This is a genomic window from Pseudomonas sp. PDM19 (genome assembly GCF_014852215.1).
Classification (GTDB): domain Bacteria; phylum Pseudomonadota; class Gammaproteobacteria; order Pseudomonadales; family Pseudomonadaceae; genus Pseudomonas.
In genome coordinates, this window is the sequence record NZ_JACVBG010000005.1 from 509831 (window position 1) to 527476 (window position 17646).

The window sequence follows — 17646 nt, forward strand, 5'->3', positions numbered from 1 at the left end:
TGCCGACGGCATCTATAATGACCAGAATTCCGGTCATTATTTGGAGCCATTTCATGCAGAACCTGCTTGCCAATACTGCCGTCAGCGTGTCGGAACTCAAGAAGAATCCCTCTGCCGTACTGGCCGAATCCGGCGGTGAGCCGGTGGCGGTGCTCAATCACAACAAGGTGATGGGCTACATGGTGCCGGCGGAGCTTTTCGAGTCGATCCTGGAGCGTCTGGAAGACCTGGAACTGGCAGAAATTGCCCGCTCGCGACTGGGAGACAAAGGCGTCCCGGTATCGCTCGATGACCTATGAACTCGAATTCCTCCCTGCCGCCTTGAAGGAATGGCACAAGCTGGGGCATACGGTGCGTGAGCAGTTCAAACGCAAACTCGTCGAACGCCTGGAAAATCCTCGCGTCCAGGCTGACGCCCTGCACGGGCTGGCGGACCACTACAAGATCAAGCTGCGCTCGGCAGGCTACCGTCTGGTCTACCGCATCGAAGAGGATCGCGTAGTGGTTTCCGTGGTTGCGGTCGGCAAGCGCGAACGCGGCGAGGTATACAGCGCAGCGCAGGACCGGCGCTGAGATTTCGAGGATATTGGAGCGCCAAACCGCAAACCCCGGAACTGGCATCAAGAAAGGTCGCTACCAACTGGCATAGCATTACCCTCCGCCCCGCTCGCCCGGCCAGCCCATGTCGCCATGGCCGGCTAGTCTGTAGGGCATCGCCGCAAGGAATCCGCCAGATGCCGCCACCGACCCGAAGGAAGCGCCCCTGTGCTTGACCGCTTTGGCATGCTCGAGGTGATGCGCGCCTCGCGCCTGACGCAGTTCCCGATTAGCCCGGTGCTGCGCGAGACCCACGGATTCAAGGGGCGACTGACCTTCTTCCTGCTGCTGGCCGCCGCGCTGGTATTCACCTTCGCCGCACTCGGGCACGACATCCACGCCAGCGGCACGCACCTGGAGCCAGGCTGGTCGGTGCTGGTGCTGGTGGTCGCCTTGCTGATCGCCCTGGGCTTCGAGTTCATCAACGGCTTCCACGACACCGCCAATGCGGTGGCCACGGTCATCTACACCAACGCCCTGCCGCCGCGCTTCGCGGTGGCCTGGTCAGGGCTGTGGAATTTCCTCGGCGTGCTCTTCTCCAGCGGTGCGGTGGCCTTCGCCATCGTCTCGCTGCTGCCGCTGGACCTGCTGCTCAAGGTGGACAGCAGCGCCGGGCTGGCGATGATCTTCGCCCTGCTGATCGCCTCGATCCTGTGGAACCTCGGCACCTGGTGGCTGGGCTTGCCGGTGTCCTCGTCGCACACGCTGATCGGCTCCATCGTCGGCATCGGCCTGGCCCACGGCGCCATGGCCGGGCACCTCGGCCTGTCCGGCAACGCCTGGTCGCAATTGCTGACGGTCGGCTATGCGCTGTTCCTCTCGCCGGTGGTGGGTTTCTTTGCCGCCTTCGTGCTGCTGCGGGTGGCCAGTTCGACCATCCGCAACCGCGCGCTGTTTCACGCGCCGGAAGGCCGCACGCCGCCTCCCCGATGGATTCGGGCGATCCTCATCCTGACCTGCACCGGCGTGTCCTTCGCCCATGGATCCAACGACGGGCAGAAAGGCATCGGTCTGATCATGCTCATCCTGATCGCCACCGTGCCCCTGGCGTTCGCCGTGGATCGCGCACACTCGCCGGAACAGACCCGCCAATTGCTCGCCCTGACCCAGGCCAGCCAGGAACAGCTGCACCGTTCCGGCGGCAGCCCGGCGACGGACCCGCGCCAGGCGCTGTTGAGCTATCAGGAAGATGAGGTGGTCAGACCGGAACTGCTGCCCTCGCTGGGTAGCGTGATCGGCGATGTCAGTGCGCGCCTGGAGCGCTATGGACAGCTGGACAAGGTACCCGCCGAGGAGGTGCAGGACCTGCGCAACGACCTCTACCTGAGCCTGGAGACCATCCGCCTGCTGGACCGCAGCGACCAGCACTTCGAACTGGAAACCTGGAGCAGCCTGCAGGCGCTGCGCCAGGGCGGGGAGCAGGCGATCCGCTTCATTCCGGTGTGGGTGAAGGTCGCGGTCGCCCTGGCGCTGGGCCTGGGCACGCTGGTGGGCTGGCGGCGCATCGTCACCACGGTCGGCGAGGGCATCGGCAAGACGCCGCTGACTTATGCACAGGGCGCTTCGGCGCAACTGGTGGCCATGCTCACCATTGGCGCGGCGGACGGCTTCGGCCTGCCGGTGTCGACGACCCAGGTGCTCTCCTCCGGCGTGGCCGGCACCATGGCGGCCAACGGCAGCGGGCTGCAGTGGCCGACCATCCGCAACATGCTGCTGGCCTGGGTGCTGACGCTGCCGGCGGCCATCGGGCTCGCGGCGGGGCTGTACTGGCTGTTCACCCGGCTGCTCTGAGGGGTAGTAGGGCGAATGACCTGGAACAGGTTATCCGCCGATATGCCGTCGGCGGATAATGCTGGCGCGTTATCCGCCCTACGCACCCTGCAGCTGGGGCTTGTAGGAACAACCCGACAGTTGGAAATCAGACCGCCGAGCAGTTAGTGCTGGCTGTGGAAAAATCAGTGGATTACTGTGTTTATATACAGCACTCCTTCAGAGCCTTCCCACATGAGCACTTCCCTTCCACCCCGCGGCCGGGGTACCGCCAGCAATCCGCACAACCGCTTCGCGCCAACCACGTCGGTGCCTGTGGATAACGACTGGTACGACGAAGTGCCCAAGCCCCAGGTAACGGAAATCCGCAGCGAGCGGGCGAAGTCGGTGATCGCGCGCAACCAGTCGCCGGACCTTCCCTTCGACCGCTCGATCAACCCCTATCGCGGCTGCGAACACGGCTGCATCTACTGCTACGCGCGGCCGAGCCACGCTTACTGGGACCTGTCGCCGGGGCTGGATTTCGAGACCAAGCTGATCGCCAAGACCAACGCCGCCGAAGTGCTGGAAGAAGAGCTGAGCCGCAAGGGCTATGTCTGCGCGCCGATCAACCTGGGCGCCAATACCGACCCGTACCAGCCCATCGAGCGCCAGCAGCGCCTGACCCGGCAGATCCTCGAGGTGCTGCTGCGTTACCGCCATCCGCTGACCATCGTCACCAAGGGTTCGCTGATCCTGCGCGACCTCGACCTGCTGGCCGAACTGGCGCAGCACAGGCTGGTGGGCGTGATGATCAGCCTGACCACCCTGGACGACGAGCTCAAGCGCATCCTCGAGCCCCGCGCCGCCGCTCCGTCCGCGCGCCTGCGGGCGATCCGCGTGCTGCGCGAACACGGCATTCCGGTGGGCGTGCTGTGTTCACCGATGATCCCGATGATCAACGACCGCGAACTGGAGGCGCTGCTCGAAGCTGCCCACGACGCCGGCGCCCAGAGCGCCAGCTACATGATGCTGCGCCTGCCGCGCGAAGTCGGCCCGCTGTTCGAGGAGTGGCTGGCAGCGCATTACCCGCAACGCGCCAATCATGTGATGAGCCTGATTCGCCAGCTGCGTGGCGGGGAAATCTACGACAGCCGCTTCGGCCATCGCTTCCGCGGTGAAGGCCCGTTCGCCGACCTGCTGGCCAAGCGCTTCGAGGTCGCCATGCGCCGCCTCGGCCTGAACCGGCGCGGCAGCTTCGGCCTGGACTGCACGGCGTTCGCTCCACCGCGCAGCCAGATGAGCCTGTTCTGAATCAGCGGTCGGGAGCCACTACGTCCGCCATCATCTGGGCGAGTTGCAGCGGCGAGTTGAGCAGCTTCTCGATGACCACCAGGACGTTCTTCTCCTCCTTGCTGACCTTGCTGCCGAAGCCGAGGAAGCCGCCGCCGGAAGATTCCGCCACCGCCTTGCCCAGCGCCAGCAGGTCGGCCTTGAAGGCTGCCGCGTCAGTGTCGCTGGCCTGCTGGCCGAGCAGTCGGTTGACGTCGACCAGGTACTGCAGGCGGTTGAACTCGGGGTCGGCGAAGCGCTGCAGGAAGTCCATCAGCACCGCGCGACCGCTGGGCGTATCCGGGCTGAGCTCGGTCATCACGCGCTGCATCAGCACACTGGGGTACTTGCCGGATTCCTTGAACAGCTTGCCGAAGGCGGCGGCCTCCTTGGCATCGATCTCGCCGTCGGCGCTGGCGACCATGCAGAAGACCGCGATGGGCGCCTCGCGCAGATGTTTCCAGTCCTCGCCGGAGAAACCAGCGAAGCCGCTCATGCCGGTGATCTGGTCCTGCTGGTGCTCCTTCCAGATCGCCCGCCCCTCGGCGTTCTCGTCACGGCCCTGGTAGAAGGCGTCGATCAGCGGTTGCAGCTCGTCCTGGGCGATGCCGGTCACGCCCAGCAGCTTGGGCTTGAACACGGCGAAGCCTTCATGGCTGTGGGCATGGCGGTAAGGGACGGCCAGTTGCATCTCACGACGCGGCTCGGCGTAGGAAACGACGTTCAGAATCAGCGCATCGACCTTGCCGACCTCCTTGTGGGTCACGAAGCCGTCGACAATCCATACCGCGCCGATCGCCTGCTGGGTGTTCTCCTGGTACATCCGCTGGCCCGCCTGCATGGCCTCCTCGCCGGTGTCCGCCATCAGCACCACCATCTTGAGCCGGCCATCGGGCTCCAGGCAGTGGAACATCGGCATCAGCAACTCGCCGCCGCTCACCGTTTGCACCGCGCTCGCGGCCGCGTTGCCGGCCATCCTGTAGATGTCTTGCATGGTCACATCCTTGTTTTCCGGGGGAACTGGGAAGGGTCCGGCGCCGTGCGCCACGCTCGTCATCCTGACCAAGCGGTAGGCCCGGTGGTCCGGGTCTTACAGTAATCGCCACGAATAATGTCACATTGCCTGTAGCGAAAATATTGGCGTCGTCACAGTAGCACTGTGACATTTCATCGCCATGATAGCTTGTCGATATCATCTTGAAATGTCGGCGAAACATCATGCAAAAGCTCATTCCAGAGCGGTTTTTTAATTTTGGTTTAATCTTCTTCGCCTAGGGTTTGAGCACAAGGTGACTAACCGGTCACGACAGATTTTTTCCCACGGCTGTGCCTTTTCTCCCCAGGGAGAGCGTCGGCTGACGTGGGAAAATTCTTCGTCATTCTTCGAGGCTGATACATGAACGATAAAACGCACGGTGAGGATCACGCCCACGAAACGGCTGACGAGGCGCTTCGCCATATCGTCGAGGGCTTTCGCCAGTTCCGTCATGAGGTCTTCCCGCAGCAGGAAGAACTGTTCAAGAAGCTGGCCCACGCGCAGAACCCGCGCGCCATGTTCATCACCTGTGCCGACTCGCGCATCGTCCCCGAGCTGATCACCCAGAGCTCGCCGGGCGACCTGTTCGTCACCCGCAACGTCGGCAACGTGGTGCCGCCGTACGGCCAGATGAACGGCGGCGTGTCCACCGCCATCGAGTTCGCGGTGATGGCCCTGGGCGTGCAGCACATCATCGTCTGCGGTCACTCCGACTGCGGCGCGATGAAAGCGGTGCTGAATCCGCAGAGCCTGGAAAGCATGCCGACGGTGAAGGTGTGGCTGCGCCATGCCGAAGTCGCTCGTACCGTGGTCGCTCAGACCTGCGGCTGCGCCACTCAGGAGCACCTGGGCGTGCTCACCGAGGAGAACGTGGTAGCCCAGCTGGACCACCTGAAGACTCACCCGTCCGTGGCCGCCCGCCTGGCTTCCGGCCAGCTGTTCATCCATGGCTGGGTGTATGACATCGAGACCAGCGCCATCAAGGCCTACGACGCTCAGGAAGGCCGTTTCCGCCCCCTCGACGGCGAAGGCCCGACGCCGAGTGCGACCCCGCGCCCGCGCTACTCCCCCCAGTAAGCGGCTGATACCGGTACGCTCCCGGGGCGCGGCGGCCCAGCAGAACAAACGCCGCGCCCCTCTTCTGACTTGATCCCTGCCTGAGGCGCGCGCTGCCACTGCGTTCGCCATCTCTCTTGATTGCGCGTGTCGATGCGGTCGAAACCGGCGTCGTGGGCTTTCGCGCGCCCGAAAAATGCTTGTAAGGAGAACAGCGCCATGTCGGCCTCCCACTCTGTTCCATCCGGATTTTCCCAGCTACGCCAGGTACTGCCGCGCGACCTGCTCGCGTCGGTGGTGGTGTTCCTCGTCGCCCTGCCGCTGTGCATGGGCATCGCCATCGCTTCGGGCATGCCGCCAGCCAAGGGCCTGGTAACCGGCATCATCGGTGGCCTGGCGGTCGGCTTTCTAGCCGGTTCGCCCTTGCAGGTCAGCGGCCCGGCGGCGGGCCTTGCGGTGCTGGTCTTTGAGCTGGTCCGCACCCACGGCATGGCCATGCTCGGGCCGATCCTGCTGCTGGCCGGCGCGCTGCAATTGCTGGCGGGCAGGCTGCGCCTGGGCTGCTGGTTCCGCGTGACCTCGCCGGCCGTGGTCTACGGCATGCTCGCGGGCATCGGCATTCTTATTGTGCTGTCGCAGGTCCACGTCATGCTCGACCTCAAGCCGCAGGCGTCCGGGCTGGATAACCTGCTGGCCTTCCCGGCGGCGCTGCTGTCCGAAACCAGCGGCTTCGATGCGGCGCTGCTCGGGCTCGGCACCATGGCCTGCATGGCGCTGTGGGACCGCTTCAAGCCCGGCCGGCTGCGCATGCTGCCCGGTGCGCTGATCGGCGTGAGCCTGGCGACGCTGGTGAGCATCGCGCTGCCACTGGATGTGCTGCGGGTGAGCGTGCCGGAGAACCTCGGCGACGCCATCGACTGGGTCCGTCCGAGTGACCTCGCGGCGCTGCTCGACCCGACGCTGTTGCTGGCCGCCGTGGTGGTGGCCTTCATCGCCAGCGCCGAAACTTTGCTCTCGGCTGCCGCCGTGGACCGCATGCACACTGGCCCTCGCTCGGACATGGACCGCGAGCTGAGCGCCCAGGGTGTGGGCAACATGCTCTGCGGGCTGGTCGGCGCGCTGCCGATGACCGGGGTGATTGTGCGCAGCTCGGCCAACGTGCAGGCCGGCGCGCGCAGCCGCGCCTCGGCGATCTTCCATGGGCTGTGGCTGCTGGGCTTCGTCGTGCTGCTGGGCGGGCTGCTGCGGCAGATCCCCATCGCCAGCCTGGCCGGCGTGCTGGTCTACACCGGGATCAAGCTGGTGGACCTGAAGGCGCTGCGTTCGCTGGGCCGCTATGGACGCATGCCGGTGCTGGTGCATGCGGCGACTGCGCTGGCCATCGTTGCCACCGACCTGCTGACCGGTGTGTTGCTGGGCTTTGCGCTGACGGTGCTGAAGCTGGTGTTCAAGGCCGCGCGGCTGAAGATCAACCTGCGCTACGACGACGAGGGCAGCGGTGCCGAACTGCGTCTGGTCGGCGCGGCGACCTTCCTCAAGGTGCCGGCGCTATCCCAGGCCCTGCAGTCGGTGAAGCCCGGTACGCACCTGCGCGTTCCGCTGCAGCACCTGAGCTACATCGACCACGCGTGCATGGAATTGCTGGAGGACTGGGGCCGCAGCGCCGCGGCCAGCGGCTGCCGGCTGTCTATTGAAGGCAACGGCCTGCGTCGCCGCGTGGAGGGCCGGGTGCGTGCGCTGCAGAGTGCGGGCTGAGCCTCAGTCGCGACCCAGCTCCAGCTCGACGCCGAACTGCCGCGACAGGCACGGCCACTGCTGCCAGGCCATGACCACCTGCGGGTCATTGAGACTGGCGCGGTAGCTGACGGCGGATTCGGCACTGAAGGTGCTGTCGTCGAGCATGCCGTTGACCGCGTGGTGCACCGCTTCATCCAGCTGGTTGGCGAAGGGTTCGCCGATCAGCTGGTGCGCCACCAGGTTCGCCACGGTGGTGTCCAGCGGGATCAGCGGCTGGTTGAAGTGGGCGATGTAGCGGTCGTTCACCTCTTCCACCAGGCGGTGGGCGAGGTAGGCCTCGTCCAGCAGCGCATCGAGGCCGTCGTGGCCGTCGAGCAGCGCAGGCGGGGTGAGGAAGAACTGTTCGGCGAGCTTGAGCACCGGCTTGATGCGGTCCTCGATGCCGGCAGCACGGGCCACCGAGTTGGCGGCGTCGAGGAAGTCCGGCACCTGTTCGATGTAGGCGTGGACGAAGCGCGTCAGCGTACCGCTGGGGTCCTCTCCCGTCAGGGCGATGCTCTTGTGCAGGCTTTGCAGTTGGCTCTGGATCAGGCGGGCGAGATGGCCATGGCGGGATTCGAGCAGGTGGGCATTCCGGATCAGCTCACGCAGTGCAGCGGTGTTCATGACAGCTCCAAGACAACGGGTTTGGAAAGTGAAGAAAGACCTTAGCCGCACCCCGGGCGTAGCTAAGACGCGATTGTCATATTCATGAACTGTTTATGCCGACGCGGCATATCAGACGGCCAGCATGGTACTCCAAAGCCGCGCCGTCCGTGGCTTTGAGATCGCACTTCGGTCTTTCAAACACAGTTTTTACTCTGCGTTGTTATGTCGCAACCCGTGGCTATACTCCGCTTCGACACACCGAAAACCTGATGGACCCGGCCTGCCCTGCGTGCTGCCGAGGTACGACGTCAAAGTAAGTTGTCTTGGCGGTCACTCCCTTGGCCGTTGGCTTGTTCAGGCTCGATCCCTCTGGAATGGGGATCGCAGCCAGGGCGCTATGCCGGCGGGATAAAAACAACGATAAGGGGAACCCGAATGCTGCGACATCCACGAGTCTGGATGGGCTTCCTTTTGCTCTTGGCTTTCAGTCAGGCAAACGCCGCCTGGACGGTCAACATGACCCCCGGTGCGACAGAAGTCAGCCGTAACGTTTTCGATCTTCACATGACGATCTTCTGGATCTGCGTGGTCATTGGCATCGTCGTCTTCGGCGCGATGTTCTGGTCGATGATCGTCCACCGCCGGTCCACCGGGCAGCAGCCCGCGCATTTCCACGAGAGCACCACGGTGGAAATCCTCTGGACCGTCATTCCCTTCCTGATCCTGGTGGTGATGGCCGTTCCGGCCACCAAAACGCTGATCCACATGTACGACACCTCGGAGCCCGAGCTGGACGTGCAGGTCACCGGCTACCAGTGGAAATGGCAGTACAAGTACCTGGGCCAGGATGTGGAGTTCTTCTCCAACCTCGCCACGCCCCAGGACCAGATCCACAACAAGGCCGACAAGGACGAGCACTACCTCCTCGAGGTGGATAACCCGCTGGTGCTGCCGGCTGGGGTCAAGGTGCGTTTCCTGGTCACCTCCAGCGACGTGATCCACTCCTGGTGGGTGCCGGCCTTCGCGGTCAAGCGCGACGCCATTCCCGGCTTCGTCAACGAGGCCTGGACCAAGGTCGACCAGCCCGGCATCTACCGCGGCCAGTGCGCCGAGCTGTGCGGCAAGGACCACGGCTTCATGCCCATCGTGGTGGACGTGAAGTCCAAGCCTGACTTCGACAAGTGGCTGGCCGAGCGCAAGGAAGAGGCGGTCAAGCTCAAGGAGCTGACCAGCAAGGAGTGGACGAAGGAAGAGCTGGTCGCCCGCGGCGACAAGGTCTACCACACCATCTGCGCCGCCTGTCACCAGCCTGAAGGCCAGGGCATGCCGCCGATGTTCCCGGCGCTCAAGGGTTCGAAGATCGTCACCGGGCCCAAGGAGCACCACCTGGAGACCGTGTTCAACGGCGTCCCGGGCACGGCCATGGCGGCCTTTGGCAAGCAGCTCTCGGAAGTCGACATCGCCGCGGTGATCACTTTCGAGCGCAACGCCTGGGGCAACAACGACGGCGACATGGTGACCCCGCAGGACGTGGTCGCCTACAAGCAGAAACAACAATAAGGAGGCCGCGATGAGTACAGTGATCGATCACCCCGACCATTCTCACGCCGGCGACCACCACCACGGCCCCGCCAAGGGCCTGATGCGCTGGGTACTGACCACCAACCACAAGGACATCGGCACGCTGTACCTGTGGTTCAGCTTCTGCGCCTTCCTGCTCGGCGGCTCCTTCGCCATGGTGATCCGCGCGGAACTGTTCCAGCCGGGCCTGCAGATCGTCGAGCCGGCGTTCTTCAACCAGATGACCACCATGCACGGCCTGGTGATGGTCTTCGGCGCGGTGATGCCGGCCTTCGTCGGCCTGGCCAACTGGATGGTGCCGCTGATGATCGGCGCGCCGGACATGGCCCTGCCGCGCATGAACAACTTCAGCTTCTGGCTGCTGCCGGCGGCATTCGGCCTGCTGGTGAGCACCCTGTTCATGCCCGGCGGCGGCCCGAACTTCGGCTGGACCTTCTACGCGCCGTTGTCGACGACCTTCGCGCCGCACAGCGTGACCTTCTTCATCTTCGCCATCCACCTGATGGGCATGAGTTCGATCATGGGCGCGATCAACGTGATCGCCACCATCCTCAACCTGCGCGCACCGGGCATGACCCTGATGAAGATGCCGCTGTTCGTCTGGACCTGGCTGATCACCGCCTTCCTGCTGATCGCGGTGATGCCGGTGCTGGCAGGTTGCGTGACGATGATGCTGATGGACATCCACTTCGGCACCAGCTTCTTCAGCGCGGCCGGCGGCGGCGACCCGGTGCTGTTCCAGCACGTGTTCTGGTTCTTCGGCCACCCCGAGGTGTACATCATGATCCTGCCGGCGTTCGGCGCCGTCAGCTCGATCATCCCGGCCTTCAGCCGCAAGCCGCTGTTCGGCTACACCTCGATGGTCTACGCCACCGCCTCGATCGCCTTCCTGTCGTTCGTCGTGTGGGCGCACCACATGTTCGTGGTGGGCATCCCGCTGGTGGGCGAGCTGTTCTTCATGTACGCGACCATGCTGATCGCCGTGCCCACCGGGGTGAAGGTGTTCAACTGGGCGTCGACCATGTGGCAGGGCTCGCTGACCTTCGAGACGCCGATGCTGTTCGCCGTGGCTTTCGTCATCCTGTTCACCATCGGCGGCTTCTCCGGGCTGATGCTGGCCATCGCCCCGGCGGACTTCCAGTACCAGGACACCTACTTCGTGGTGGCGCACTTCCACTACGTGCTGGTGCCCGGCGCGATCTTCGGCATCTTCGCCTCGGCCTACTACTGGCTGCCGAAGTGGACCGGCCACATGTACGACGAGACCCTGGGCAAGCTGCACTTCTGGATGAGCTTCATCGGCATGAACCTGGCGTTCTTCCCGATGCACTTCGTCGGGCTTGCCGGCATGCCGCGGCGGATTCCTGACTACAACCTGCAGTTCGCCGACTTCAACATGGTCTCGTCCATCGGCGCCTTCATGTTCGGCACCACGCAGCTGCTGTTCCTGTTCATCGTCATCAAGTGCATCAAGGGCGGCAAGCCGGCACCGGCGAAGCCGTGGGATGGCGCGGAAGGCCTGGAGTGGACTATTCCCTCGCCGGCGCCGTACCACACCTTCAGCACGCCTCCGGAAGTGAAGTGAACCCACAGCGGCGGGAGCGGCATCGGCCGTTCCCGCGGTGGAGGAGCAAGCCATGAGCGACGGCAACATCGAAACGCGCAAGCTGGTGACCCGGCTGGTCATAGCCGTGGTCGCCATGTTCGCCTTCGGCTTCGCCCTGGTGCCGCTGTACGACGTGATGTGCAAGGCACTGGGCATCAACGGCAAGACCTCCGGCAGCGCCTACCAGGGCGATGGCCAGGTGGTCGATCAGTCGCGCGAGGTGAAGATCCAGTTCGTCGCCAACAACAACATCGACATGGTCTGGGAATTTCATCCCGAGGCCGAGCAGCTGGTGGTGCATCCCGGCGCGGTGAACCAGATGCTGTTCGTCGCCTACAACCCCACCGACAAACCGATGACCGCCCAGGCGATCCCGAGCATCGCGCCGTCGGTGGCAGCTACCTACTTCCACAAGACCGAATGCTTCTGCTTCACCCAGCAGGTCCTGCAGCCGGGCGAGCGCATCGAAATGCCGGTGCGCTTCATCGTCGACCGCGACCTGCCCAAGGATGTGCGTCACCTGACGCTTGCTTACACGCTGTTCGACATCACTGCCCGCAAGCCACCCGTGGCCAGTAACGAGCGCTGAAGGGCAAAGGAGAACAAGAGAGATGGCAACCCACGATCCCTATTACGTCCCCGCGCAGAGCAAGTGGCCGATCATCGCCACCATCGGCATGCTGGTGACGATGTTTGGCGTCGGCACCTGGATGAACGACATGAGCGCCGGCAAGGAACACTCCCACGGCCCTTGGATCTTCTTCGCCGGCGGACTGATCCTGGCGTACATGCTGTTCGGCTGGTTCGGCAACGTCATTCAGGAAAGCCGCGGCGGGCTCTACAGCCCGCAGATGGACCGCTCGTTCCGCTGGGGCATGAGCTGGTTCATCTTCTCGGAGGTGATGTTCTTCGCCGCCTTCTTCGGCGCGCTGTTCTACGTGCGCCACTTCGTCAACCCATGGCTGGGCGGCGAAGGTCACCATGGCATCTCGCACATGCTCTGGCCGCAGTTCGAAACCGGCTGGCCACAGCTCAACAACCCGGACAACAAGCTGTTCCCGCCGCCCAAGGAAGTGATCGATCCGTGGAAGCTGCCGCTGATCAACACCCTCCTGCTGGTCACCTCCAGCTTCACCGTGACCTTCGCCCACCACGCGCTGAAAAAGAACCATCGCGGCCCGCTGAAGATGTGGCTGGCGGCGACCGTGGCGCTGGGGGCCTGCTTCATCGTGCTGCAGGCCTATGAGTACCACGAGGCCTATAGCGAGCTGGGCCTGACCCTGGGCTCGGGTATCTACGGCGCAACCTTCTTCATGCTCACCGGCTTCCACGGCGCCCACGTGACCATTGGCGCAATCATGCTGAGCATCATGCTGATCCGCATCATCCGCGGGCACTTCGACGCCGACAAACACTTCGGCTTCGAGGCGGCCAGCTGGTACTGGCACTTCGTCGACGTGGTGTGGATCGGGCTGTTCATCTTCGTTTACGTGCTGTGAAGCGCGGTGGCGCGGGCCTTGGCCCGCGCCTTTTTGAGATCAGAAGTGCCAGGGGGCGGAGCTGCCGAGTTGGCCGCTGAAGAAACCCCAGGCGATGAGAGCGACGGTCAGGGCAGTCAGGGTGACACGCACGGTCAGCGCGTTGACCACCCGAGAACCATGGCCCTCGTCCTTGACCAGAAAGAACAGGCCACTGAACAGACTGACGACGGTCGCCAGCAACAACAGAACGATCGCAGCTTTGAGCACTACCGGCCTCCTGTCCGCAGGGGACTGGGGTTGAGGGGGATGTCTTGCAGTATAGCCAGCACGCATCTGAGCACCGACCCGATCCGGCACAGGAAAGCCGCGCCACACGCGCCTTCCGGCCCGGTATCGCGCCGACCCTGGTGGTCCTCGCACTGCTGCCGGTGCTGATCGGCCTGGGCTTCTGGCAACTGTCGCGCGCCGCCGAAAAACGCACCCTCCTCGCCGCTGCCGAAGTGCAGCGCCAGCAGGACCCGATCAGCATCGCCGAGCTCGAGCGCCAACCGCCGCGCAGCTACGTTCGGGTACGCCTGCAAGGCCAGCTCGACGCCGAACACACCGCCCTGCTCGACAACCGCACCCGCAACGGCCAGGCCGGCGTCGAAGTGCTGCAGCCCTTCTTCGACCGCGTCGGCCACCAGTGGCTGCTGGTCAATCGCGGCTGGGTGCCCTGGCCCGACCGCCGCGTGCCGCCGAAGATCGATACGCCCAGCCACGACCTGCTGCTGGACGCCTGGACCTACGCTCCAGCAGCCGCCGGCCCGAGCGCTCCGCTCGCCGGCTGGCCGCGCCTGATCACCCAGGTGGACGTACCGTTCCTGTGGGACCAGCTCGGCCGCGAAGGCAGCCCGCTGGAAATCCGCCTGGAGCCCGGCGACGCCGCCTTCGACACCGACTGGCCGATCGTCGCCATGCCGCCGGAGCGCCACGTCGGCTACGCCGTGCAGTGGTTCGCCCTGGCCATCGCGCTTTCCGCCCTTTACCTCTACCTCGGCATCCGTCGCGCACGGGAGACCTTCGACCATGACCGCCATGACTCTGCCTGACTCCACTGCCCGCCGCCGCGGGCGTGTGCAACTGCTGCTGATCCTCGGCATGGTGCTGGGGCCGATGCTGCTCGCCACCGCCATGTACAAGCTGCAGTTCTGGGTGCCGGACGGCCGCAGCTACCACGGCGACCTGATCGCCACCGGGCAGACCCCGGCCGATCTCGGCGTGCAGGACGACAAGGCCAGCGACCAGTGGCAACTGCTGGTGACCGCACCGGAAACCTGCACCAGCGACTGCCAGCAACTGGTCTACCTGGCGCGCCAGATCAACATCGGCCTGGGCCGCGAAGCCAGTCGCGCCGAACACGCGCTGGCCTTCGCCAAGCCGCTGCCGGCCGAGTTCACCGGCCTGCTCGACAAGGACTACCCGCGACTGCAGCGCCTGGGCCTGACACCCAACCAGCACACCGGCGCCCAGCCGCAACTGTGGATCGTCGACCCCCATGGCAACCTGGTGCTGCGCTACGACGCCAAGGCCAACGGCAAGTCGATCCTCAAGGACCTGCAGCTGCTGCTGAAACTTTCGAACATCGGTTAAGCCGGTCGAGACATCGCCAGCCCCACGACAACAACAAGATCGGGAGCGACGCATGATCCAGGCAAGACGCAAACCCGCCTTCTACCTCGCCGTGCTGGCCACGGCGCTGGCTTTCGTGGTCATCCTGCTGGGAGCCTATACCCGCCTGACCCATGCCGGTCTTGGCTGCCCGGACTGGCCCGGCTGCTACGGTTTCGTCCACGTGCCGCTGAACGAGGCGCAACTGGCCCACGCCGAAATGCACTTCCCCGACTCGCCGGTGGAGGCGCAGAAGGGCTGGAACGAGATGATCCACCGCTACTTCGCCGGCAGCCTCGGCCTGCTGATTCTCGGCTTGGCGGTGCATGCACTGGTGCGCCGCGGCCGCGACGGCCAACCGATGCGCCTGCCGCTGGTGCTGCTCGCAGTGGTGATCGCCCAGGCGGCGTTCGGCATGTGGACGGTCACCCTCAAGCTCTGGCCACAGGTGGTCACCGCGCACCTGCTGGGCGGATTCACCACACTGTCGCTGCTGTTCCTGCTCAGCCTGCGCCTGTCCGGCGCCTTCGCCCCGCTGCAGTTGCCTTCGAAGCTGCGCGCACTGGCGGCCCTGGCCCTGCTGATGGTGATCGGGCAGATCGCCCTCGGCGGCTGGGTCAGCAGCAACTACGCAGCAGTGGCCTGCATCGACCTGCCGATGTGCCACGGCGAGTGGTGGCCGAACATGGACTTCGCCAACGGCTTCCACCTCACCCAGCACATCGGCCCGAACTACCTCGGCGGCCAGCTCGACAGCGACGCCCGCACGGCCATCCACATGACCCACCGCATGGGCGCGCTGTGCGTGACCGCGGTGATCCTGCTGCTGGCCTGGAACCTCCAGCGCCACGGCCTGATAGGCATTACCGCGCTGATGCTGCTGGGGCTGTCCCTGCAGATCGGCCTCGGCATCAGCAACGTGCTGCTGCACCTGCCGCTGCCGGTAGCGGTGGCGCACAACGGCGGCGGCGCGTTCCTGCTGCTGATGCTGGTACTGGTGAATTACCGGGTGCGCGCACCCGCAGCGAAACACGTCGAGCTGCCTGCCAGCAGCCCAATCACCCTGGATGCCCTGGAGCGCCCGGTGGCCTATCCGTCTCAGGGATGAAATGGCAGGGATGACATTGCACGGTTGAGCACGATGGCCGGCGACGCGCCGGTCCCCATCTAGAAGTCAGGAGAAATGCCCATGGCCAGCGTCATCAGCACTTCCAGCCAAGCCAGCTGGCGCGACCTGCTCGAACTGACCAAGCCCAAGGTGGTCCTGCTCATGCTGATCACCTCGCTGATCGGCATGCTGCTCGCCACCAAGGCCGGGGTGCCCTGGCAGGTGCTGGTCTTCGGCAACCTCGGCATCGGCCTGTGCGCCGGCGGCGCGGCAGCAGTGAACCACGTGGTGGACCGGCGCATCGACTCGATCATGGCGCGCACCCACAAGCGCCCGCTGGCCGAAGGACGCGTCTCGCCGCCCATCGCGCTGGGCTTTGCCATGCTGCTGTCGGTGGCCGGGATGGCCGTGCTGCTGGTGTTCACCAATGAGCTGACGGCCTGGCTGACGCTGGCTTCGCTGCTCGGCTACGCGGCCCTCTACACCGGCTTCCTCAAACGCGCCACGCCGCAGAACATCGTCATCGGCGGCCTCGCCGGGGCCGCCCCGCCGCTGCTGGGCTGGGTCGCGGTGACCGGGCAGATTTCTGCCGAACCGCTGCTGCTGGTGCTGATCATCTTCGCCTGGACCCCACCGCACTTCTGGGCGCTGTGCCTGCACCGCAAGGACGAATACGCCAAGGCCGACATCCCGATGCTGCCGGTAACCCATGGCGAGCACTACACCAAGCTGCATATCCTGCTCTACACCCTGGTGCTGTTCGCCGTGACGCTGATGCCCTTCGCCATCCACATGGCCGGGCTGGTCTATCTGCTCGCCGCACTGGCCCTGGGCGCGCGCTTCCTCGACTGGGCCTGGGCGCTCTACTGCGGCAGCCGACCCCATGCGGCGATCAAGACCTTCAAGTACTCTATCGCCTACTTGTTCCTGCTGTTCATCGCGCTGCTGGTGGACCACTACCTGCCGCTGCACCTGAACTACTGAGGCTGGTTCGCGGGCTCGCTCCTAAGGAGCGGCCCCGCGAACCCGGCGCTCGCCCAGACGTCCCGACCCACGAGAACCCCATGTCCCGAGTCAACAAGACCGTCTTCATCCTCGTCGCCATCGTCGCCCTGATCCTCGGCCTCACCGTCCAGAAGGTGCTCAACCAGCGCCACCAGCTCGATCCGACCGTGCTGCTCGACGCCGGCATCGTGATCCTGCCGCAAACCCGCAGCGTCCCCGACCTCGCCTTCACCGACCAGGACGGCCAGCCGTTCCAGACCGCCAGCCTGAAGGACAAGTGGTCCCTGCTGTTCTTCGGCTACACCTTCTGCCCGGACGTCTGCCCCACCACCCTGGCGCAACTGCGCGAACTGCAGAGCAAGCTGCCGCCGGAAGTGGCGAAGAACCTGCAGGTGGTGTTCGTCAGCGTCGACCCGCACCGCGATACCGCGCCGCGCATCAAGGAATACCTCGGCTTCTTCAATGCCGGCTTCAAGGGCATCACCGGCTCGGAAGAGAACGTGCAGAAGCTGGCCAACGCCATGAGCATCCCCTACATCCCGGCCGACACCAGCAAGCCCAACTACACCGTCGACCACAGCGGCAACCTGGTCATCATCGGCCCGGACAACACCCAGCACGGCTTCATCCGCGCCCCGCTGCACAACGACAAGCTGGTCGCCCAGCTTCCCGGCGTAGTCGGCGCCAGCCACTGACCCGCGACACCGTGTCTCACCCCCAACGGCCACCCTATAAGGGTGGCCGTTGTTTTTTCCGTGTCATTCCCGCTTTCCGCGGACAAATCCGAACTTTCTGCTAAACCTCTTCTCAGCGCTCTGGCGCGGTGTAACACGCGGCCTTGAAGCTTCCCGATTGAATTCCTGACCCCGTAGTCAATGTAAAAAATCTGCTACAGGAAATCAGGCATCAGGAATGACTCATACTCCATATTAGAAACATTAATTAACACCTATGCCTGAGCCTGTTGCAGGATTACCGGGCCTTTCGGTGGGCATGGGGAGCCTCTGATGGGGGGTCATTCACGGCGAGGATGGCATTTCCGTCCGGTCACAATAGGCAA

Annotated in this window: 18 protein-coding genes; 15 read left to right on the forward strand and 3 right to left on the reverse strand. The window is 64.7% G+C overall.

Translation table 11 applies throughout. The features are described 5' to 3' along the window. The first annotated feature begins 53 nt into the window (after positions 1-53). The 4 genes from IB273_RS28795 (at position 54) to IB273_RS28810 (ending at position 3660) form a co-directional block, all read left to right on the forward strand. Entirely contained in the window at positions 54-299 is a 246-nt protein-coding gene (locus IB273_RS28795) for a type II toxin-antitoxin system Phd/YefM family antitoxin (protein ID WP_081518881.1), read from the forward strand. After that, positions 289-573: a type II toxin-antitoxin system RelE family toxin gene (locus IB273_RS28800; RefSeq protein WP_081518882.1), complete on the forward strand. Its 285-nt coding sequence runs from the start codon at positions 289-291 to the stop codon at positions 571-573. Before IB273_RS28795 ends, IB273_RS28800 begins: the two co-directional genes overlap by 11 nt. Positions 574-783: 210 nt before the next feature. After that, complete coding sequence (locus tag IB273_RS28805) at positions 784-2388, forward strand: inorganic phosphate transporter (protein ID WP_192225742.1); 1605 nt, start codon at positions 784-786, stop codon at positions 2386-2388. Between the two features lie 213 nt (positions 2389-2601). Beyond that, positions 2602-3660 (forward strand): PA0069 family radical SAM protein, encoded by a 1059-nt coding sequence (locus tag IB273_RS28810; RefSeq protein WP_192225600.1) that lies wholly within the window; start codon positions 2602-2604, stop codon positions 3658-3660. A gap of 1 nt (position 3661) precedes the next feature. Here IB273_RS28810 and IB273_RS28815 read toward each other — a convergent pair whose 3' ends face one another. Continuing rightward, a complete protein-coding gene (locus IB273_RS28815; RefSeq protein WP_192225601.1) occupies positions 3662-4672 on the reverse strand; it encodes a hypothetical protein in 1011 nt (336 codons plus the stop codon). A 402-nt stretch (positions 4673-5074) separates the two neighbouring features. Between IB273_RS28815 and IB273_RS28820 the strand changes: the two genes are divergently transcribed. Both IB273_RS28820 and IB273_RS28825 read left to right on the forward strand, forming a co-directional pair. Next, positions 5075-5791, forward strand: a complete 717-nt coding sequence (locus IB273_RS28820) for a carbonic anhydrase (protein WP_081518886.1) — start codon at positions 5075-5077, stop codon at positions 5789-5791. Between the two features lie 198 nt (positions 5792-5989). Next, positions 5990-7525, forward strand: coding sequence for a SulP family inorganic anion transporter (locus IB273_RS28825; RefSeq protein ID WP_192225602.1), 1536 nt, complete (start codon positions 5990-5992; stop codon positions 7523-7525). A gap of 3 nt (positions 7526-7528) precedes the next feature. Here IB273_RS28825 and IB273_RS28830 read toward each other — a convergent pair whose 3' ends face one another. After that, on the reverse strand, positions 7529-8173 hold the full coding sequence (locus tag IB273_RS28830) for a hypothetical protein (RefSeq protein ID WP_081518888.1): 645 nt from the start codon (positions 8171-8173) through the stop codon (positions 7529-7531). Between the two features lie 417 nt (positions 8174-8590). On the opposite strand from IB273_RS28830, the gene coxB reads away from it, so the two are divergent. The 4 genes from coxB to IB273_RS28850 are packed head-to-tail and all read left to right on the forward strand — an operon-like array spanning position 8591 to position 12841. Continuing rightward, complete coding sequence (coxB, locus tag IB273_RS28835) at positions 8591-9715, forward strand: cytochrome c oxidase subunit II (protein ID WP_081518889.1); 1125 nt, start codon at positions 8591-8593, stop codon at positions 9713-9715. Positions 9716-9725: 10 nt separating this feature from the next. Further along, positions 9726-11321 (forward strand): cytochrome c oxidase subunit I, encoded by a 1596-nt coding sequence (gene ctaD / locus IB273_RS28840; protein WP_081518890.1) that lies wholly within the window; start codon positions 9726-9728, stop codon positions 11319-11321. Positions 11322-11373: 52 nt separating this feature from the next. Further along, entirely contained in the window at positions 11374-11931 is a 558-nt protein-coding gene (locus IB273_RS28845; protein ID WP_081518891.1) for a cytochrome c oxidase assembly protein, read from the forward strand. Between the two features lie 22 nt (positions 11932-11953). After that, complete coding sequence (locus tag IB273_RS28850; protein ID WP_081518892.1) at positions 11954-12841, forward strand: cytochrome c oxidase subunit 3; 888 nt, start codon at positions 11954-11956, stop codon at positions 12839-12841. A gap of 39 nt (positions 12842-12880) precedes the next feature. On the opposite strand, the gene IB273_RS28855 is transcribed toward IB273_RS28850, so the two are convergent. Continuing rightward, on the reverse strand, positions 12881-13090 hold the full coding sequence (locus IB273_RS28855) for a twin transmembrane helix small protein (RefSeq protein ID WP_015474903.1): 210 nt from the start codon (positions 13088-13090) through the stop codon (positions 12881-12883). Between the two features lie 44 nt (positions 13091-13134). On the opposite strand from IB273_RS28855, the gene IB273_RS28860 reads away from it, so the two are divergent. The 5 genes from IB273_RS28860 to IB273_RS28880 all read left to right on the forward strand — a co-directional run bounded on the left by IB273_RS28860 (position 13135) and on the right by IB273_RS28880 (position 17281). Beyond that, complete coding sequence (locus tag IB273_RS28860; protein ID WP_192225603.1) at positions 13135-13914, forward strand: SURF1 family protein; 780 nt, start codon at positions 13135-13137, stop codon at positions 13912-13914. Continuing rightward, positions 13892-14455, forward strand: coding sequence for a hypothetical protein (locus tag IB273_RS28865; RefSeq protein WP_151188911.1), 564 nt, complete (start codon positions 13892-13894; stop codon positions 14453-14455). Before IB273_RS28860 ends, IB273_RS28865 begins: the two co-directional genes overlap by 23 nt. Positions 14456-14507: 52 nt before the next feature. Further along, a complete protein-coding gene (locus IB273_RS28870) occupies positions 14508-15581 on the forward strand; it encodes a COX15/CtaA family protein (RefSeq protein ID WP_192225604.1) in 1074 nt (357 codons plus the stop codon). 81 nt (positions 15582-15662) lie between these two features. Further along, positions 15663-16565: a heme o synthase gene (gene cyoE, locus IB273_RS28875; RefSeq protein ID WP_081518896.1), complete on the forward strand. Its 903-nt coding sequence runs from the start codon at positions 15663-15665 to the stop codon at positions 16563-16565. An 80-nt stretch (positions 16566-16645) separates the two neighbouring features. Beyond that, a complete protein-coding gene (locus tag IB273_RS28880; protein ID WP_081518897.1) occupies positions 16646-17281 on the forward strand; it encodes an SCO family protein in 636 nt (211 codons plus the stop codon). The last annotated feature ends 365 nt before the right edge of the window (positions 17282-17646 follow it).